The following is an 18,884-nucleotide window of genomic DNA, read 5'->3' as shown; positions in this document are numbered from 1 at the left end:
GGGCCGTCCTCAGCCGCTCGGTTTGCTCTCCGAGTCGTAGAGCTTCTGCGCTTCTGAGTTCACGTACTCATGGATGAGGTCGGCCTGCTCGGAGCTGAGCAGATCTTCGAATCGGGGCATGCCCTTGCCCGACAGAATTCCGCCGCGCACGATCGCCTGGAAAGCGGCGTGCCGTTCCGGGCTCAGGTAGCGCAGATCGGGTGTCAGCCAGCTCGACGCTGCGGCGAAGCCGTGACACTGCATGCAGAACCGGTTGTACAAGCTCTTGCCCTGCGTGAGCTGTTCAGCGGAAATCATGACTGGCGGAGGTGCGGGCACGGTCTGATCGCGGCTCTGATTCTGCGGCATGATTTCGGTGCCGCCTAGCTTGAAGGCCAGGATGCGTCCCTCGTTGTGGTAGCGGTTGATGATCGCATTCTCGACGCGACCTGCGGCGATGACTCCACCCCCAAAACCCGCGGCCACAGCGATGTACTGCTCGTCGTCGATCTCATAGCTCACCGGAGCCGCAATCACTCCCGTCTGCGAATGGACTTCCCAGAGAGTGCGACCGTTTTCAGCGTCGTAGGCCGCAATGCGACCCGCTCCCGTGCCTGAAAAGACGAGTCCGCCCGCAGTCGCAAGCACACCGCCGTTCCAGAAATCCTCGTGCTCTACGCGCCAGACCTCGCGTTGGGCGATCGGGTCCCAGCCGAGAATGAAGCCCGACGGCTCCGGAGGTGAGTCCAGCGTCTTATCGATCACCCGGTCCACGTCCGTTCCCAGCGCCCACTCGCCCGGGCGTGCGCCCGGGAACTTCGGATCGTTGATGAACCAGGCCTGTAGCTCTCGCGCGGGTACGTAGACCAGACCCGTCTCGGGACTGAACGCCATCGGGTGCCAACTATGTGCGCCCTGGGGTGCGGGAGAAATCTTGCGCGCTTCCTTTTCGTAGTTCGCGATCTCGGTTTCGACCGGGCGGCCGGTCTTGGGGTCGATCTTGCTCGCCCAGTTGACGGATACGTACGGTCTGGCGGAGATCAGGCCTCCGGTTTCACGATCCAGTACGTAGAAAAAGCCGTTCTTCGGCGCCTGCATGAGGACTTTGCGGAGTTCGCCTTCGATTTCGAGATCCGCCAGGATGATGGGTTGCGTCGCGGTGTAGTCCCAGTTGTCTCCCGGGTTGACCTGGTAGTGCCAGACGAGTTTTCCAGTCGCGGGACGCAGGGCGAGAATTGACGACAGGTAGAGATTGTCGCCACCACCGGGACTGCGGGCATAACGAGTCCACGGAGAACCGTTGCCTGTGCCGACGTAGAGCAGGTCGAGATCGGGGTCGTACGCCATGGCATCCCAGGCGGTTCCGCCGCCCCCGACTTCCCACCACTTGCCGGTCCAGGTCTTCGCGGCCCGCTCGAGTTCCGAGTGTTCGAACGGCTCAGCCGGATTGCCGGGCACTGTGTAGAAACGCCAGGCCTGTTCTCCGGTCTGGGCGTGATAGGCCGTGATGTATCCGCGAACGCCGAATTCAGCGCCCCCGTTTCCGATGAACACGAAATCCTTCACCACACGGGGTGCACCCGTGATCGTATAGGGACGCTTCGTGTCGACGGTCTGCACACTCCAGTTCATGCGCCCGTTCTTTGCGTCGATCGATACGAGTCGTCCATCCAGCGTTGCGACGAAGACGGATCCCTTCCAGACGGCGACTCCGCGGTTGACGATGTCGCAACACGCCTTGTGGGCGGTATCCGGAGGCACTTCGGGATCGAAACTCCAGATCTTCTTCCCCGTGGCGGCGTCGAGCGCGTGTACCTTGCTCCAGGGAGCCGAGACGTACATGACTCCATCCACTACGATCGGCGTCGCTTCTACGCCGCGCGTCGATTCCAGATCGTAGCTCCAGGCCAGCCCGAGCCCCGCGACGGTATTGCGGTCGATCTTTTTCAGCGGGCTGAAGCGCTGCTCTGAATAGGTACGCCCATGACTGAGCCACTGGTCGGCTTCGGTGTCTGTGTCCGCGGACGCGATGCGCTCGCCATCGATATTGCCGGGGATCGAGAAGGGTGTCGCTTCAGCTTCTGCATCGACGGGCACTTCGACCACTGGCTCGGCGTCCCTCGAACTCTGCCCGCAGGCCAGTGCGAAATACAAAGAAGCGATCAGAACTCCTACCGATTGGCGTGCCAAGAAGAGTGTCTCCAGGAGGATGAGGGGCCCCAGTGTACTCCGACCCGATCTCCGGCGAATGGGGTTGCGGCTACCTGGGTTCCGGCTTGACTGTAGAACCGGTCGGTGGCGCTACAGCGCCCGGCTCTCTTTCTGAAAGAGGGTCGGGTCCGAACCCGCTCGATCTCAGGGAGCGCAGGTCTTCGAGCACCACTTCCGGGCCGATGACGTGAGCGAGTGCGAGACTGGAAGCGGCTTCCTTGCCAGTGGAGAAGGCCCGTTCGAAGAAGTGCTCGCCGTCGAATTCGAGCGCGCCGTACTGAGCGACCGCACGGATGTCGCATTCCTTTACGCGTTTGAAATGCTCTGACCCGATCAGTCGAATCAGTTCGTCGATCGAGGCGCGGCGCAAATCTCGCTGCAGCTTCAGAAGAAGTGAGCGGGCTGTTTCGCGAGCCGGCTTGGTCAAGAGCCGCTTCTTTCCAGTAGATCGTCTCACTGGATTCTATCCGCAGCCCGTTCGCCACACTGTGAACTACTTCATTGCTCTCGGACTCTACTCGTCCGTTTCCCTGGTTGCGCGTTATCGGCCGGGTCAAAAGCGGGGCTTGAATTGCTTACCCTATTTGGCCTTCGGGAGGCGCCGCACCATCGGCGGGCTCCAGACCGGCGTGGCCCGGGTTGAGCCCGCGCCGGTGCCTTCGGCGTGGGGATCCGGACCGCAGGCTCGGTAGATGCGCTTGTGATCCACGTTGAGCACGTTCTCGAGCCCGCCCGGTCAGGGAGACAGCGGGCCGCCCTGGAGACGGAAGCGTAGCCCTTCCAGAATCGGGAACCCTCCAGGAACGCGGATGCGTCGCCCAGCACCAGGTATCCCCCGTCCGAGACCATCGGCGCGTAGTGCTCGATGTCCGACTTCTGCTGACGGGAAGCACTTGAGGGACTTGGTGCCCAGGACTGGATTCGAACCAGCACCCCGAATAATCAGGACCAGGCCCTCAACCTGGCGTGTCTACCAATTTCACCACCTGGGCAGGTGGAAGGCGCCGCTCGGGCAGCGCCGATCCGAAAGAAGCGTTCGCCTTACTCTTTGCTCTTGTCTGACTCGGTTTCGGTAGCCGGAGGTTCGATGGCTTCGAAACCCGACGGTGCGTCAGCGTCTTGCTCGATGGGTGCGGCTTCGGGGAAACTCGATTCGGGAACCTCGGCCGGGGCCACGGGCGCCTCGCTGGCCGGTGCCATGATGCTTTCCACGTCCGAGCTTCCGCCCATGCGCGAGAGCGTGAAACTGGTGATCATGAACAGGATGGCCGCACCGGTGGTCAGCTTCGTCAGGAAGCTGCCCGCGCCGCGCGCACCGAAAACCGTCTGGCTGGCCCCTCCACCCAGGGCCACGCCGATGTCGGCGCCCTTGCCGTGCTGCAAGAGCACGATGGCAATCAGGCAGAGGCACGTCAGAACGTGCAGGATCGTGATCAGATACTCCAAACCTTACTCCTGGGGGCGATCCGAGAAGCGGATAATGGCGCAGAAGCTGGCGGGGTCAAGGCTAGCGCCCCCCACCAGGGCCCCATCGATGTCCGCTTGCGCCATGAGTTCCGCTGCGTTCTCCGGCTTGACTGAGCCACCGTACTGGATTCGGATCTCCGCGGCTGCCGCGGCTCCGAGCCTGGCCTGCAGACGGTCGCGAAGGAACGCGTGGGCTTCCTGGGCCATTTCCGGAGTCGCCGTCTGGCCGGTGCCGATTGCCCACACCGGCTCGTAGGCGACCACCAGTTCCGAGGAGCACTCCGGGTCCGCCTGTGCCAGCGAGCCCTCGATCTGGGCTCGCAGAACGTCGAAAGTTCGCCCGGCTTCCCGCTCCTCGAAGGTCTCGCCCACGCACAGAATGGGGCGCATTCGGCCGTCCTGGACGGCCCGGACCTTGGCTGCGATGAAGGCATCGGTCTCGCCGAAGACGTGCCTGCGCTCCGAATGCCCCACGATCGCGTAGCGAACCTGAAATTCGGCGAGCATCCCGACGGAGATCTCCCCTGTGAAGGCGCCCTTGGGCTCGGGATGCACGTTCTGGGCGGCGAGTGCCACGCTGGTCCCGCTGAGAGCACGTCCCAGAGCCGCAAGCGCCGTGAAGGGCGGGGCAATGGCCGCTTCTACGCCGGAGAGCTCACCGAGCTGGGCGCCGAGTTCCTTGGCGAAGCTCTCGGCCTCTGCCACGGTCTTGTGCAGTTTCCAGTTGGCTGCGATCAGCGGCGTTCTCATCGTTTTCTCTCCGTTGGCCGGTCACGACAGGGCCTCGATGCCGGGCAAGGTCTTGCCCTCGAGGAACTCGAGAGACGCGCCGCCTCCCGTCGAAAGGTGGGAAATGCGCTCGCCGACCCCTGCGGCCTGTACGGCGGCCAGCGAATCGCCACCGCCAACCACACTGTACGCCGAAGACGAGGCCAATATCTCGGCGACCGCGCAGGTGCCGTGGTCGAAGGGGGGGATCTCGAACACTCCCAGCGGGCCGTTCCAGAACACGGTGCGGGCCGACTCCAGTCGCTGCGCGATTGCGGCAATGCTCGCGGGACCCACGTCGAGCGCCATCTGGTCGGCGGGGATCTGCTCGACCAGTTCCGCTCGCTCCGGATCATCGAGCGAAGGCGCGACCCGGTGGTCGACCGGTAGCAGGATCTCGGCCTTGCCGTCCAGCAGTCGGAGTGCGGTGTCGACCAGATCGGGCTCGACGAGTGACTTGCCGACGGGTTCGCCGCGCGCCAGCAGGAATGTGTACGCCATCGCGCCACCGATCACGATCGAGTCCGCACGCGAGGCCAGTGCTTCGAGTACCGCCAGCTTGTCCGACACCTTGGCTCCGCCGAGCACGCATACATAGGGCCGTTCCGGGTTTTCGCGCACCCGGGTCAGCGCCTCGACTTCGCGCGCCATCAGCAGTCCAGCTGCCGACTCTTCGATCAATCCCGGCAAGCCCGCGGTGCTCGCATGCGCGCGATGCGCGGTCCCGAACGCGTCGTTCACGTACACGTCGCAGAGTCGCGCGAGCGCGGCACAGAACTTCGCCTCGTTGCTCTCTTCGCCCGCGTGAAAGCGCAGGTTTTCGAGTAGCAGTGCATCGCCGTCGCCGAGTTCATCGATCTGCTTTTCGACTTCTGGGCCGATGCAATCCGCAGCCAGAGGCAGGTTCATCGCCTGTGCGACGGGGCGCAGCGAAAACTCGTCGACGCGCTGGCCCTTCGGTCTTCCCAGGTGAGAGGCGAGTACGACTCGACCTCCCTGTGAGCGCACGTGCTCGATCGTCGGAAGCGCCGCGCGGATGCGCGTGTCATCGGACACGCGACCATCGCGCAAGGGGACGTTCAGGTCGACGCGGATGAAGACGCGCCGACCTCGCAACGCGAGGTCGGTGACGGAGCGGGGCGCTTTCCCCGAACTCACAGCTTCGAGGCGACCATTCGAGCGAGATCAACCACGCGATTGGCGTAGCCCCACTCGTTGTCGTACCAGGACAGCACCTTGACCAGATTACCTTCGAGCACCTTGGTGTTCAGGCCGTCGACGATCGAGGAATGTGGGTTGCCCTGGAAGTCGATCGAAACCAGAGGTTCGTTCGATACGTCGAGGATCCCCTTCATGGGGCCATCGGCCGCCTTCTGGAAGGCCTCGTTGATCTGCTCTGCGGTCGCGGAGCGATCGATTTCGGCGACCAGGTCGACCACCGATACATCCGCGGTCGGGACGCGAATCGAGATACCGTCGAGCTTTCCGGCGAGATCGGGCAAGACCAGGCCCACGGCCTTGGCCGCACCGGTCGAGGTGGGGATCATCGACACACCGGCCGCGCGCGCGCGGCGCAGGTCCTTGTGGGGAAGGTCCAGGATCGACTGGTCGTTGGTGTACGCGTGCGTGGTGGTCATCCAGCCGCGCTTCAGCCCGAACTCCTGATTCAGGACCTTGGCCACCGGCGCCAGACAGTTGGTGGTGCACGAAGCATTGGAGATCACGTGGTGGTTGCTCGCCTCGTAGACCTCTTCGTTCACACCCAGGGCGATGGTGGCATCCGGCTCGCCCGCCGGCGCGCTGATGATCACCTTCTTGGCGCCAGCGCTGATGTGCTTCGCGGCGTCGGGCCGTTTCGTGAACAGACCCGTTGATTCGATGACGATGTCGACACCGAGTTCGCCCCAGGGGAGATTGGCTGGATCGCGTTCTGCGATGACCTTGATTTCGCGATCGCCGATGCGGATGCCGTCGTCGGTCGCTTCGACGTTCGCGTCGAGCCGGCCGTGTACGGAATCGTATTTCAGCAAATGGGCGAGTGTTGCGGGGTCGGTCAGGTCGTTGACCGCCACGAACTCGAGGTCACCATTACCGGCAATTCCACTCTTGAGAGCACTGCGCAGCGTGCAGCGCCCGATCCGTCCAAATCCATTGATGCCAACTCGAGCCATGCGGGGGATTCCTCCTTCAGGGCGCGCAGGATAGAGCCTGGGTAAACCAGCGTCAATTGGCGGAAAAACGGCCATCTGGGCCATTGCCGCCGCTCCGGAGGAGTGTCCGGGCGACCTGATCGGAAATGCGGGCTAGCCTCCGCGATGTGATCATCGGTACCGGCATCGACATCCAGGAAATCGCGCGGGTCGAACTCGCGCTGGAGCGCCGCGGCGACCGTATACGCCAGCGCCTGTTTACGCCCCAGGAACGCAGGGATTGCGAACGCCGGGCTCGTTCGGGACGCCATTTTGCGCTGCGCTTTGCCGTTAAGGAAGCCGGTATGAAAGCGATCGGTACGGGTTGGAGACGAGGCGTAGCCTGGACGGACTTCGAGATCCTCGAAACGCCACGCGGTCTCCAGCTGCGCTTGCACGCTCGTGCGCTCGAGATTGCCCGGGAACGCGGTTTCGAGCGGGCCTGGGTCGATGCGTCCTGGACCCGCAGACACGCGGTGGCCCAGGTGGTGCTCGAGTCGCTTTCCACCGGAACGGAGAGGGCATGAAACGCTGGTTGATGCGGGGTCTGGCGCTGGTGGCTGTGCTGGCCGGAATCGTTGCCGTGGTGGAGTGGTGGTCGTTTCGCGCCGGAACCCAGAAGGAAGGGCCGGAGGCGCGCGGTAGCCGCGTGATTCCCGAGTTGGCACAAGCCGTGGAAATCCTGCGTGATCCCCTTGGCGTGCCGCATGTGAAATCGACGCGCAGCGACGATGCCTCCCTGGCTCTCGGTTTCGTCCACGCTCAGGATCGGCTCTGGCAGATGGAGATGCTGCGTCGAGCCGCACGTGGAACGCTCTCCGAGGTGTTTGGGGCGAGTACCGTCGATGAGGATCGCCTCGTTCGAACCCTGGGTCTGGGACGCGATGCCGAGGCCGAGGTGACGCAGTTGTCCGGATCCGCAGCCCGGACACTCGATGCCTATTCCGCCGGCGTGAACTCCTGGATCGAACACCTTCGCAGCGGCGAGGCGCCGCTGCCCTACGAGTTCGAGTTCCTGGAGTACGAACCCGAACCCTGGAGCCCCGCCGATACACTCGCGATCTTGCGCCTGCGCGCCTGGAACACCGGGCGTTCTCTGGGTGCGAGTCTCCTGCTCGATCAGTTGGTGCGCGAAGTAGGAGGCGTACCCGCGCGCGATTTCTTCCCGACCCGACCCGAGGACGGAGCCCACGACCCGCTGGGGCCCGTTCTCGAACTCGGCAAGGCGGCCGACCGGCTGGCGAGCATCGTCGGCATGAACGGACCCGTGGGCAGCCTGGGCTTCGTCGTCTCGTCGGAGCGCTCGGCCACGGGTGGGGCGATTCTCGCAAACGATCCACACGTGCAATTCGGCGTTCCCGCACTCTTCTATCTGGCGCATCTGCGCGTGAACGACGACAACGTGTCCGGTGCAACCTGGCCGGGGGTTCCGCTGTTCTTTGCCGGAAACAACGGAGAGATCGCCTGGGGTCAGGTCGCGCTACACGCCAGCGTGTCGGATCTCTTCGATGAGACCTTCCATCCGACCGATCCACTGCGTTTCGATCGCAATGGTCGCTGGCGCAAGGCCGTTCGTCGGGTCGAGACCATACAGATCAAGGACGCCGAACCTCTCGAGGTCGAAGTTCTTTCGACCCATCACGGACCGGTACTCCGCTCCATGGAGCCCGAAGAAACGCGCGTGCACACGCTTGCGCTGCGCTGGACCGGGCATCACAAGCGCAGTGGTTTCGAAGCGCTGTTGCGCGTGCAGCGCGCGGGCGATTGGGACGAATTCCGCAAGAGTCTGAGGCGGCTGCCCGCCCCAGCAGCGACCTTCCTGTACGCGGATCGCGAAGGCCATATCGGTACGCAAGTCGCTGGGCATCTGCCGGTGCGCGCAATCGAGACCGGTCTGCTGCCGGTGACCGGCGGTTCGAGTTTCTACGACTGGCGTGGATTCATGGATTTTGACGGTCTGCCCAGTTCGTATGGCGACAAGCCGTGGATCGTCGTGTCGACGCATCCCGACGCTGCGGATTTCAAGGCTCCGATCGTCTGGCTGTGGAGCAGTCCCGCGGGGGCCCGGCGCATCGGCGGGCTGCTTTCGTCGAGTCGGCACATCGATCTGGAACGCGTACTGGAGGTTCAGCGAGACCGCGGCTCCCATCGCGGCCGCTCGACGGTTCGCTATCTGGTCGATGATGTCGAACCCACGGCCGAGCACGCCAGACGTATTCGAACGCTCCTGCTCGATTGGGATGGTCGCGCGGTCGAGGACTCGATTGGCGCGTCGGTCTATCACGTGTTTCGTCAACGGCTCACCGTGCGGCTTTTGCAGGACCGCTTCGAGAAGGCCGACGAGCGGTTGGAGCAGATCACTGCGAACACGGGTCCGTTGCCGGGCATCGTGCTGGCGCGCTATCTGGACCGCGCACGCGATCGCCAGTTGAAGGGCGTGGTCGAGCAAGCCCTCGACGACACCTGGCGTCATATGCGCACGCACGTCAGTTCCAATCCAAAGAAATGGAACTGGGGGCGCCTACACCAGGTTCGTTTGAAGCACGACTTCGAGAAGTTGGGTATCGGGCGCGTACAGCTGGCCGGACAACCTCTGGGGTTGGGCCCGTTTCCGGCGGCCGGGGGGCCCGATTCTGCCTGGACGATGTACCACCGCAGCCTGCCCGAGAACGAGGCGGAAGTGGGACCGGCGCTTCGCTACGCCGTCGATATGTCGGATGCTGACCACGCGCAGATCGGTCTGGCCGGTGGACAGTCGGGGCACGCCGGGCACCCCAACTATTCGGATGCGCTCCAGGACTGGCTGGCGGGTCGCGCGCGGCCCCTGTGGATGCACTGGAGCGATGTTTCCTATCATCAAGTTGGAAAGTGGGAATTGCGACCGACGGGTGACTGAGCGACGGGGATCTCCCGCGCTCCGGTCGCAAGACTCCATGGGGTCTGAGCGACGCGCATGATCGTCTATATCCACGTTCCGGGGTTCTACGCGGTCATTGAACAGGCCGATGACAGCGGCTTGCGCGGCCGCCCCGTGATCGTCGGGGGCAATCCCGGCAAACGCGGAACGGTCACGAGCGTGAGCCGTGAGGCGGCCCAGTTCGACATCGTCACGGGCATGCGGGTGGAAGAGGCCCTGAAGCTGTGCCCCGAAGCGGAAATCCGGCCCACGCGTCTCAAGCGCTACCGCGAGGTTGGCGCGGAGATCCGGGCGTTATTGCGCAACGAACACGAACGCATCGAGGAGTTCAAGCCCGGCGGTACCTTCATCGAACCGCTGCCTTCCGTCGATCCCGTAACGACGGCCGCTGAACTCTGTGTGCGTCTGAAGACCGAACTGGGACTGGCTGCATGCGCGGGCATCGGTCCGAGCAAGTACGTGGCGTACATGGCCGCGAATCACTCGGGCGAGTCGGGTCTTCGAGAAGTGAAGCTCGATGAGGTGCGCGAATTCCTGGGCGGCTTCGCGGTCACCGAGATCTGGGGATTGGGTCCGAGCAGCGCAGAGAAACTGGCCGAAAGCGGATTTCAGCGCATTTCCGACCTGCAAGACCTCGCCGTGGAGGAGTTGAAAGAGATCGTCGGGCGCAATGCCGATCAGTTCTTGCAACTTGCGAGGGGTGAAGACGACGACCCACTCAAACCGAATCCGCGGCCAAAGTCGATCTCGCAGGAGCGCACGCTCGATGAGCCGACTGTGGACTTGCGTTCGTTAGGTGAAGAAATCCAGGAACTCGCGGGCCTGATCGAGACCCTGCTCGCGCGCGAACGTCGCGCTGCCGGCACTCTGACGCTCGGTCTCGCCTACGTGGATGGTACGCAGATCACACGTACTCAGTCCGTCGATCCAGCGATCAGCACGCGCGCTGAAATTGCCGAGGTGGCGTTGCAACTCCTGGTGAGGGCCCGCGCGGGCGTGCGTCGCGCACGCCGCCTGAAACTGCAGGTGACCCGGCTTCGCAGCGTTTCCGACAGCGGCGACAATCGCCAGTTACGGCTGTTCTGAGGCGACCCCCGAGGGTGCGCGCTGGCGGAAGCCGAGGGCGGCGGACAGTAGCGTCGGAATCAGCACCATCGTGAAGATCATGGCGACGATCAGTCCCGATACCAGCACCGCTCCGAGACCGCGATAGAGTTCGGAACCCGATCCTGCCGCAAGTACCAGAGGCAGTAGGCCGAATGCGGTCGTGCACGTGGTCATGAAGATCGGCCGGACACGGCTCGACAGCCCGTCGAGGACGGCTTGGTTCAGTTCCAGACCTTCGTCGAGTCGCAGCAGGGTCTGATGCACGATGAGGATCGCGCTATTGACGACGACCCCGATCAGGATGACGAAGCCCATCATCGTGATCGTGTCGAGTTTCACGCTGGAATCGAAGGCCGACAGGAGCTTGAGCCCGACCAGTCCACCGGTGACGGCGAACGGAACCGTCATGATGATGACCAGCGGAAGCGTGAACGACTCGAAAAGGCTGGCGAGCAGTAGATAGGTGATGAAGATCGCCAGGGCGATCACGCCGTAGAGTTGAAGTTCGGTGCTCGCGAGGTCAGCGGCATTTCCGGTGAACTCCACGGCGTAGCCCAACGGGAGCCTGGCGCGATGCCCACGCAAGACCTCATCCAGATTGGCGACGGCCGTGCCCAGCGGTAGCTCTTTTTCGATGCCCAGGGAGACCTTCACGATCCGGTCCATGTCCAGGTGCTCGATCTTGGTCGGTCCTGCCCGTGCATCGACTCGCGCGACGTCGGCGAGTTGGATGGTCTGGCCGGCGGGCGTGTCGAGCACGATGTGGCCGAGTTCGCGGTCGCTGGTGACCGCTCCTTTGGGCGCTTGCAGGCGCAGATCGATCTCGCGGCCCTGATCGTCGTAGGTTCCCACGAGCAGACCGTTGACGGAGGCTTCGACCACCGTTCCGACTTCAGAAACCGACAGTCCGACCTCGGAGGCGCGCGCGCGATTCACATCGACCACGTACTCCGGCTTGCCTTCTTCGAAACTCACGTCGGTGAAGGTCACGCCGTCGACCTTTGCCAGGTCGAACTCGATATCGTCTGCGATCTTGCGGATCTGCCTCAGTTCGGGTCCGGTGACGACGAGATTGATCTTGCCCCCACCGATTCTGCCGGTGCGGATCAGTGGCATCTGACTGACGCCGGCGCCCTTGACCCCGGGAATCCCCGTGACGATTCCCCTCACGGTGTCGACGAAGGCCTGAAGCGTCTGCTTGTCCTTATGTTCCTCTTTGAGAACGACTCCGAGGAAAGCTCGCTCATAGCGCACCACCGAGAACATTCGATAGACCTCGGGCTGGGCGAGAATCTGTCTTTCGGCGGAACCGATAATGCGTTCGATCTGGGGCAGGTTATAGCCGGGTGGGGTGCGAATCGAGGCGAAGACCAGGTTGCGGTTGCCTTCCGGCAGGTAGTCCCGGTCGAGCAGGCTGACCCGGCCGATGACGAGCGCCGCGATCGGAATACCGACGATCACGGCGACCTTGCGCCAGTTCTCTTTCAGGATCCAGTCCACCTTGGCGGTCAGCCACAAAGAGAAGCGGCCCACGAGTCGACCGCCAATCGACTCTCGAAGCGGCTTGTTGAGCAGGTTGGCCGAGAGCATCGGGATCACGGTCATGGACACGAAGAGCGACAACGCGACCGCAATCGAGATCACGATCGCCATGTCCCGGGAGATCTGACCTACCTCGTCCTCGATCAGGAGGACCGGCAAGAAGACGACCAGCGTCGTGAGTGTCGAAGCGAGAATGGCACCCCAGACTTCTGTGGTTGCGTCTCCCGCGGCCCGCGCCGCGCCCTTGCCCATTTCTCGATGTCGGAAGACGTTCTCCACCACCACGATTGCACTGTCGAGCACCATGCCCGTCACGAAGGTCAGGCCTGCGAGTGAGATGATGTTCAGCGATCGACCGAGAGCCGCCATGAAGATGAATGTCGAGATCAGAGAGATCGGGATCGAAAGTCCCAGCACGAGAATCGCGCGACCGCTGCGCAGGAAGAACAAGAGGACGGCGATCGCGAGCGCCGCGCCCAGGACCACGTTCGAACGCACGAGGGCCAGTGCTTCTTCGATGTAGATCGAGGCATCGTAGACCAGGCGCAACTCGATGCCGCGGTCGCGATTGCGCTCGTTGACCTGATCGACGACTTCGCGCACCTTGGTCATCACGTCGAGGGTGTTCGAACCCGTTTTCTGGATGGCGCCAAAGATGATTGCCGGTTCGCCGCTCTGGCGGATGACGAAAGTTCTTTCCTCGTTGCTCATTTCGACATCGGCCACGTCTTTGACGCGGATCGAGCCAAAGGCATCTCGCGAGACGATCGTCTGTTCGATGTCCTCGAGGCGTCGGTATCGACCCTCGGTGCGCACACCGTAGCGGCGATTGCCTTCGTCGAAACCGCCCGCCTTGATCGTTCGATTCTCCTGGATCAGGGCCTGGCGAACCTGGTCGACCGAGATGCCGCGTTGTGCGAGCGCCGCCAGATCGACCGTTACGTGGACTTCGCGTTCCTCGCCGCCGAAGAACCAGACCTGGCCCACTCCCGCAACGCGCTCCAGTTGCGGCTTGATGACGTCGTCCGCATAGGGGCGGACATCGTTGAGGTCCTGCCCGGGGGCGAGCAAGACGATCCAGCCTACGGGCGACTGCTCGACGGAGTTGACCGCGCGCACGATCGGCTCTTCGATGTCATCCGGAAGGTCGCGAACGGCCGCCAGTTTTTCAGATACGTCGATGCGCGCGACGTCCTTGTTCGTACCCCACTCGTACTTGAGTACGATCTGGCTGCGACCCTCCGAGGAGGTGGATTGCATCTCCTTCAGGTTCTCGAGGGTGTTGAGCAGTTCCTCCTGGCGGGCCGTGACTTCTTCTTCGACCTCGAGTGGACCTGCGCCGAGATACCAGGTTTCGACCGAGATCTCTGGTTTGTCGACGGTCGGGATCAGCTGCACGGGCAGCCGGTAGAACGACAGGATTCCGAAGGTGGCGCAGAACAACACGCCGACGATCACGCTCACCGGATAGCGGATCGAGACCTCGACGAGCTTCATTCCTTGACGACCTCCGCGACGCGCTCAGGAATCCGAAGCTTCGGGGCGTCCTGCTTCGAGCTGGGTGGGTAGCTTGGGCAGACCCGGAGTGGGCAGGTCTACGATCTGGATCTCGCGGCCCTCGGAGAGTTCCTCGTTGCCTGTGACCACGACCCAGTCTTCGGTCGTCAGGCCCGACAGCACATGCCAACGGTCGCCGACGGCCTGACCGATCTCGATCTCGCGCCTTTCTGCGTGTTCTTCGCTCGCGATGAAGACGTACGGGTGAGCCTTCGAGCCGATCACTGCATCTTTTGGCACCAGGAGGGCGTCGTGGATTTCGTGAGTGAACTTCACACTTGCAGACATGCCCGGTTTGAGTTCGTGCCGGAGGTTGGGCACCAGAATGCGTACGGGAAAGCTGCGGCTTTCCAGTGACGCGTCTGGGATGATCTTCCAGAGCAGTCCTTCGAAGGTTCGGCCGGGGAAGGCCGTAACGGAGACCTCGACCGGCATGCCCTCTTTGATCTGTGACAGGTAGCGTTCGCTAATGCTGGCGACGGCCAGCATATTGTCGATGCGCTTGAGGTGCACGATCTTGTCGCCGCGTTCGAGATAGGTGCCCGCTTCCAGGAAGACATCCGAGACCACAGAGTCCATGGGTGCGCGCACCGAGAATTCGCGAAGTGCTTCCTCGCCGCGCGTGAGTCGGGCGCGGGCTTCGGCGACGTCGGCTTCGGCGCGTGCGAGTGCCGTCCGCTTATCGTCCCGCTCGCCCTCGGAGATCACGTTCTTCTTGAACAGCGCCTGGGTGCGCGCAAGTGCGCGTTGTGCGTCGTCGAGGGTCGCCGATGTCCTGCGCACGGCCGCGCGCAGTTCGGCGAGTTCCAGGCGGTGTTCGGTCGAATCGATCTCGACGACCAGGTCGCCCTTGTGCAACGTGTCGCCGTCTTCCATGTGGCGCGACAACACGAAGCCTTCTTGACGCGTCGAAAGAACGACCTGTGAAACGGGATGGAGCGTGGCCTCTCGCTCGAGAAAAGCGCCCTCCACGCGCTCTTGCACCACGCGCACGACCGCAACAGGCGTCGCCTTGTCTTTCGAATCCGGCGGCCCCTTCTTCTCGGCGGTGTCGGAACAGCTCGTTGCGACAACGGCGAGCAGCAGGGCAAGAACTCCTCGAATGCTCTTCGAGAAGCCTCGCGCGTGAGGAAAAACCCTCGGCACATCACGTGTTTACCTGTCCTGGCCGGGGCCCGTCAAGGGCTTCGACCGGGACCGAAGTCAGGGACGCCGCTAAAGCCCACCCGGGGCGCTTTCCGAAGGGTAGAGCGGAGGAGCAGCCGTGGCCGAAGACAGCAGCGACGAACGAAGAAAATTCCATCGCGTACACACCGAATCCCTGGTGTCGATCGCCCGCGTGGATTCCGGCGACAGCCTGGCCCAGGCCCTCGATGTTTCGATCGGCGGGATTCGCTTCCAGACCGTCGGCCTGGATCTCCAGGTCGGTGAGCGGATACGCGTATCGCTGACGCTGGGCGACAAGACCGTCGACATCGTCGGCGAACTGGTGCGCGTCACGGACCTCGACACGTTTACCCAGGAACTGGGATTGTCATTCCTGGAGATCGATCCGGAGGTACTCGAGTTGCTCCAGCAGTACCTGCCGGAGCCTCACGAGATCGAGCCCGCCGACCAGTAACGGCGCGTACGCTTTCGGCGTCTGCGCTTGAGAGCGGCTTCGATGTCGTCCAGATGGGCAGCGACTTCCCGGTGCCCGGCCTGGATGGCGCGTTTGCTCTTGTGGAATTCCAGCGCGCGGATTCCGCGCACATCGGGTGCGATCACCACGTCGACGGGGTCATTGGCCAGACGGTGCCGGGCGAGTTCGTGTTCCAGTACCGTCATCGATGCGGTAAGGACCTCGAAGAGATTCGGTCCACTCTCGTCGCTTACGGCCCCGGCATTGGAGCGGCTGCCCTTGCGGCGAAAACGCGCGAGTCCCTTCTCGATCGTTTCCGACACCCGGCCGCCGATGCTGAGTTTCGTGCCGTTCGTCTTGCGCGAGATGATCTCGCGGACCGGTTGGGCGTGCAGATTGACTGCGACTCGAACATCGACGTCGAAGGATTCCAGATCCGAAACCGGTACCGGATTGCGCAACGCGCCATCTACGAGCAGTTGCTTGCCCATGCGATGGGGTACGAAGATGCCGGGAATCGAGATGCTCGCACGCACGGCGTCGACCACGCGCCCCTTGTCCATCAGGACTTCTTCGCCGGTCACCAGATCGACGGCGACGGCGGCGAACGGGATCGCCAGGTCTTCGATGCGCCAATCGCCCAGCAGGCCCTGGAGCCACTCTGTGGCGCGCTCGCCCGACACGAGCCCGGAGCGGGGCCAGACCGGATCGAAAAGGCGCATCACATCGGCCCATTCGAGTTCCGCCACCTGGCGTTCGAAGTTCTCGAGCTGGCCTGCGGCGTAGATCGCTCCGACCAGAGCGCCGATGCTCGTGCCCACGATCGCATCGATCTGGACGCCGGCTTCGCCGAGAGCCTTCAGAACCCCGACATGGGCGAGTCCTCGGGCACCGCCCGCGCCCAGGGCCAGGCCGAGCGTGTGCCGCTTCTGGCTGCGTTTGCTCCCAGGCTGCATGAGGCGGAGCGTAGTCATTCGACCGCCGAGCCGCTAAGCTGCCGATTCAAATGAGCGATTTCCATCAGAGCGGAGCGACGACCACCCTGCACCGGCTGGGCCCCCCCAATGTGGGCCGCCTGGAGGGCGAGTTGAAACACTTCGCGCGCGACCGGCCCATGGGGCTGGTGCTGCCCTGTCTGTACACGGAGATCCAGGGACCCGGGCTCCCGGGCATCCTCGAGGTCTTGCGTGAGGTCACCTATCTGCAGGAGGTGATCGTCAGCGTCTCGGGGACCGCGGACGCGGAAAAGTTCCGGGACGTTCAGAAATACTTCGAAGCCCTGCCCAACGCGCTCTGCATCTGGAGCAGCGGTCCGACCGTGGGCGAGTTGCTCAATCAGTTGCGTTCCAGCGGTTTGGCGCCAGGGCCGGACGGGAAGGGCCGGGCGGTCTGGATCGGTGCCGGCTACGCGCTGGCGCGCGGCCAGACCGACGCACTCGCATTCCACGATTGCGACGTATTGAGTTACGACCGCGAGTTTCTGGCGCGCCTTTGCTTTCCCGTCATCCATCCGAATCTCGACTACGACTACTGCAAGGGTTACTACGGCAGAGCGACCGACCGACTTCACGGTCGTGTGACGCGCCTTTTCCTGACCCCGTTACTGGCCGCCCTCAAGCAGACTCTGACCGAGTTACCGCTCATTGGATTCATTTCGAGCTTCCGGTATCCACTGGCCGGAGAGTTCGCCATGAAGACCGCCCTGGCGCGTCAGGTACGCATTCCAAGCGACTGGGGTCTGGAGATCGGTCTACTCGCCGAAGTATTCCGCACCGCTTCACCCCATCGAATCTGTCAGGTGGAACTCTGCGACAACTACGATCACAAGCATCAGGAGCTATCCGCTGAGGACGCCACGCGCGGTCTGCACCGCATGGTGATCGATATCGCATCGACGTTGTTCCACAACCTGGCGAGTGTGGGCGTGCAGTTCGATGCGGGTTTCCTGAACACCCTGTGCGCCGGTTATCTGCGCCAGGCCCAGGACACGGTTTCTTCCTACGCGGACGACGCGCTGATCAACGGATTGCGCTTCGACCAGCACGACGAAGAACTCATGGTCGAGACCTTCACGTCCGGTCTGCGCGGTGCGGGCCTGACATTCGTGGGCGATCCCGCACCCAAGCGCCTGATTCCGAACTGGCACCGCGTGAGCGCCGCGCTGCCCGAGTTCCTGGCCGATCTGCGCTACGCCGCAGAGATCGACCGCCGCGGCTGATCCGATCCTGAGGCGTTCTGCCGCGGTCTGTAGCGCCTGGCGATTCTTCGGCCCCCGGCATCTAGAAAACTCCGGTCCGTGACGATGAGTGGAGAAGCCCCTGGAGGGGCTCCACTCCGAAACGGAAAACGAATGAGCGGATCCCGAAGGCGAGGTCGTAGCGGTAGCTCCCAGGGCGGCGGAGCCTCCGAGCGCCAGGGCCGACCAAGCGGACGAGATGGAAGCGGACGAGACGGGAGCCGAGGCAATGGTCGCGGCCGTGGCGGTAGAGGTCAGCCGCATTCGCGCGGGGGCAGGTCCGGCCAGAATCCCGATCGCAATCGCCACTCGAGTAGCGAGCGCGCAGACGCACCGATCCTCAGTGAGCTGACGGATCTGACACCCTTCAGTGTGTTCTGTGCGTTCCATCTGTTCATTACCGAACGCGATGGCTACCGGGAGCAGAGACCGAGCGAGGTCGCCGCGCGCTTCCAGATGTCCGAAGACGAACTGCTCGACTATCTGGACGAGAATGATCTCTCCGAGGAGATCCTCAAGGAACGTCAGTTCGATCTGCCCGGTGCGCGGCTCGACATTCGCGTGGCTCCCATGGGCATCAGTCGCGTGGAACTCGCGCGCACGATGTACCAGGAGTTTGAGGAATCGGCCTGACAGGTGAGTCTCAGAAAGGCGGGTTCTCAGACGGACGCGCTTCTCAGACGACGCGAGCGCCCAGGTAGACGAAGAACCCTCCCACAGCGACTCCGAAGACACCGGCCACGCGAGTGACGGCCAGGTCGGCGGACTCCGGATCTCCCATGAAATCGAGCACGCCCGCGGCCATCGTGCGATAGGCGCCCGGCAGGATCAGGAGCAGTCCGCCCGCGACCGCGCTCATGAACACGCCGAACCAGAACAACGCCAGTTCAGCCCCGGCGTCCGAATTCCGGCCGCTGATCAGCATCGCCAGTCCGAGGCCCGCAACCACGACGCCCAGTGCGCGAACCCGCCCATTGGTGGCAACCATCTGGCGATAGAACAAGAGCGTCGCCTGCGGCGCGAAGACGAGCGGCGCGCGGCTGGCGATGATCAGGATGCCTAGCACGATGCACACTGCGGACACGGCGCACTCCGGGAGGTTGGTGCCCAGGACTGGAATCGAACCAGCACTCCCTTGCGAGAACTAGGTCCTGAACCTAGCGCGTCTACCAATTCCGCCACCTGGGCAGGTGTCGCGAAGCGAGCGGGCACGGTAGCTGAATGGCGGGACCCGGGCCAGGGTTGTTTTGGCCCCGTTCAACCGGCCAGTGCCGTCTCGGTGGCTTCGAT

At 63.4% G+C, this 18,884-nt stretch carries 16 protein-coding genes and 2 tRNA genes; 6 read left to right on the top strand and 12 right to left on the bottom strand.

Annotated elements, in window-relative coordinates:
• Window positions 1-9: 9 nt before the first annotated feature.
• The 7 genes from GY725_24470 to gap all read right to left on the bottom strand — a co-directional run bounded on the left by GY725_24470 (window position 10) and on the right by gap (window position 6,596).
• Window positions 10-2,169: a PQQ-dependent dehydrogenase, methanol/ethanol family gene (locus GY725_24470; protein ID MCP4007349.1), complete on the bottom strand. Its 2,160-nt coding sequence runs from the start codon at window positions 2,167-2,169 to the stop codon at window positions 10-12.
• A gap of 70 nt (window positions 2,170-2,239) precedes the next feature.
• A complete protein-coding gene (locus GY725_24465; protein ID MCP4007348.1) occupies window positions 2,240-2,647 on the bottom strand; it encodes a hypothetical protein in 408 nt (135 codons plus the stop codon).
• Between the two features lie 446 nt (window positions 2,648-3,093).
• Window positions 3,094-3,182 (bottom strand) — tRNA-Leu (locus GY725_24460).
• Window positions 3,183-3,231: 49 nt separating this feature from the next.
• The gene (secG, locus tag GY725_24455) at window positions 3,232-3,636 is read right to left on the bottom strand and encodes a preprotein translocase subunit SecG (GenBank protein MCP4007347.1); all 405 of its coding nucleotides are present in this window, start codon (window positions 3,634-3,636) and stop codon (window positions 3,232-3,234) included.
• Between the two features lie 3 nt (window positions 3,637-3,639).
• Window positions 3,640-4,407, bottom strand: coding sequence for a triose-phosphate isomerase (locus GY725_24450; protein MCP4007346.1), 768 nt, complete (start codon window positions 4,405-4,407; stop codon window positions 3,640-3,642).
• A 21-nt stretch (window positions 4,408-4,428) separates the two neighbouring features.
• Window positions 4,429-5,583, bottom strand: coding sequence for a phosphoglycerate kinase (locus GY725_24445; GenBank protein ID MCP4007345.1), 1,155 nt, complete (start codon window positions 5,581-5,583; stop codon window positions 4,429-4,431).
• Window positions 5,580-6,596, bottom strand: coding sequence for a type I glyceraldehyde-3-phosphate dehydrogenase (gene gap / locus GY725_24440; protein ID MCP4007344.1), 1,017 nt, complete (start codon window positions 6,594-6,596; stop codon window positions 5,580-5,582). The genes GY725_24445 and gap overlap by 4 nt, the downstream gene beginning before the upstream one ends.
• A gap of 125 nt (window positions 6,597-6,721) precedes the next feature.
• Here gap and acpS point away from each other — a divergent pair, with 125 nt between their 5' ends.
• From acpS to GY725_24425, 3 genes are read left to right on the top strand one after another with little or no spacing between them, the layout of a single operon-like run.
• Window positions 6,722-7,141: a holo-[acyl-carrier-protein] synthase gene (acpS, locus tag GY725_24435; protein MCP4007343.1), complete on the top strand. Its 420-nt coding sequence runs from the start codon at window positions 6,722-6,724 to the stop codon at window positions 7,139-7,141.
• Complete coding sequence (locus tag GY725_24430; protein MCP4007342.1) at window positions 7,138-9,510, top strand: penicillin acylase family protein; 2,373 nt, start codon at window positions 7,138-7,140, stop codon at window positions 9,508-9,510. The genes acpS and GY725_24430 overlap by 4 nt, the downstream gene beginning before the upstream one ends.
• Before the next feature lie 57 nt (window positions 9,511-9,567).
• Window positions 9,568-10,617, top strand: a complete 1,050-nt coding sequence (locus tag GY725_24425; GenBank protein ID MCP4007341.1) for a hypothetical protein — start codon at window positions 9,568-9,570, stop codon at window positions 10,615-10,617.
• On the opposite strand, the gene GY725_24420 is transcribed toward GY725_24425, so the two are convergent.
• A complete protein-coding gene (locus tag GY725_24420; GenBank protein MCP4007340.1) occupies window positions 10,603-13,677 on the bottom strand; it encodes an efflux RND transporter permease subunit in 3,075 nt (1,024 codons plus the stop codon). The two genes, GY725_24425 and GY725_24420, sit on opposite strands and share 15 nt — an antisense overlap.
• Window positions 13,678-13,701: 24 nt before the next feature.
• Window positions 13,702-14,883, bottom strand: coding sequence for an efflux RND transporter periplasmic adaptor subunit (locus GY725_24415; GenBank protein MCP4007339.1), 1,182 nt, complete (start codon window positions 14,881-14,883; stop codon window positions 13,702-13,704).
• Window positions 14,884-15,001: 118 nt separating this feature from the next.
• Here GY725_24415 and GY725_24410 point away from each other — a divergent pair, with 118 nt between their 5' ends.
• Complete coding sequence (locus GY725_24410) at window positions 15,002-15,358, top strand: PilZ domain-containing protein (GenBank protein ID MCP4007338.1); 357 nt, start codon at window positions 15,002-15,004, stop codon at window positions 15,356-15,358.
• On the opposite strand, the gene GY725_24405 is transcribed toward GY725_24410, so the two are convergent.
• On the bottom strand, window positions 15,331-16,332 hold the full coding sequence (locus GY725_24405) for a hypothetical protein (GenBank protein ID MCP4007337.1): 1,002 nt from the start codon (window positions 16,330-16,332) through the stop codon (window positions 15,331-15,333). The genes GY725_24410 and GY725_24405 overlap by 28 nt on opposite strands.
• A 32-nt stretch (window positions 16,333-16,364) precedes the next feature.
• On the opposite strand from GY725_24405, the gene GY725_24400 reads away from it, so the two are divergent.
• Entirely contained in the window at window positions 16,365-17,576 is a 1,212-nt protein-coding gene (locus tag GY725_24400; protein ID MCP4007336.1) for a glycosyl transferase, read from the top strand.
• A 132-nt stretch (window positions 17,577-17,708) separates the two neighbouring features.
• Window positions 17,709-18,227: a hypothetical protein gene (locus tag GY725_24395; GenBank protein MCP4007335.1), complete on the top strand. Its 519-nt coding sequence runs from the start codon at window positions 17,709-17,711 to the stop codon at window positions 18,225-18,227.
• Between the two features lie 43 nt (window positions 18,228-18,270).
• Here the strand turns inward: GY725_24395 and GY725_24390 are convergent, their stop codons facing one another.
• Both GY725_24390 and GY725_24385 read right to left on the bottom strand, forming a co-directional pair.
• Window positions 18,271-18,678: a hypothetical protein gene (locus GY725_24390; GenBank protein ID MCP4007334.1), complete on the bottom strand. Its 408-nt coding sequence runs from the start codon at window positions 18,676-18,678 to the stop codon at window positions 18,271-18,273.
• A 17-nt stretch (window positions 18,679-18,695) separates the two neighbouring features.
• Window positions 18,696-18,782: transfer RNA gene (locus tag GY725_24385), tRNA-Leu, on the bottom strand.
• Window positions 18,783-18,884 lie beyond the last annotated feature (102 nt).

It is taken from the genome of bacterium, from assembly GCA_024226335.1.
In the GTDB taxonomy this organism is placed as follows: domain Bacteria; phylum Myxococcota_A; class UBA9160; order SZUA-336; family SZUA-336; genus JAAELY01.
The sequence above is the reverse complement of the archived record's forward strand: the minus strand, read 5'-3'. Positions and strand labels throughout refer to the sequence as shown.

Bases quoted from the DNA above. Each gene is read 5' to 3' on its own strand.
- GY725_24450 (MCP4007346.1), bottom strand. From the start codon at position 4,407: ATGAGAACGCCGCTGATCGCAGCCAACTGGAAACTGCACAAGACCGTG.
- gap (MCP4007344.1), bottom strand. From the start codon at position 6,596: ATGGCTCGAGTTGGCATCAATGGATTTGGACGGATCGGGCGCTGCACG.
- acpS (MCP4007343.1), top strand. From the start codon at position 6,722: ATGCGGGCTAGCCTCCGCGATGTGATCATCGGTACCGGCATCGACATC.
- GY725_24430 (MCP4007342.1), top strand. From the start codon at position 7,138: ATGAAACGCTGGTTGATGCGGGGTCTGGCGCTGGTGGCTGTGCTGGCC.
- GY725_24425 (MCP4007341.1), top strand. From the start codon at position 9,568: ATGATCGTCTATATCCACGTTCCGGGGTTCTACGCGGTCATTGAACAG.
- GY725_24420 (MCP4007340.1), bottom strand. From the start codon at position 13,677: ATGAAGCTCGTCGAGGTCTCGATCCGCTATCCGGTGAGCGTGATCGTC.
- GY725_24405 (MCP4007337.1), bottom strand. From the start codon at position 16,332: ATGACTACGCTCCGCCTCATGCAGCCTGGGAGCAAACGCAGCCAGAAG.
- GY725_24400 (MCP4007336.1), top strand. From the start codon at position 16,365: ATGAGCGATTTCCATCAGAGCGGAGCGACGACCACCCTGCACCGGCTG.
- GY725_24395 (MCP4007335.1), top strand. From the start codon at position 17,709: ATGAGCGGATCCCGAAGGCGAGGTCGTAGCGGTAGCTCCCAGGGCGGC.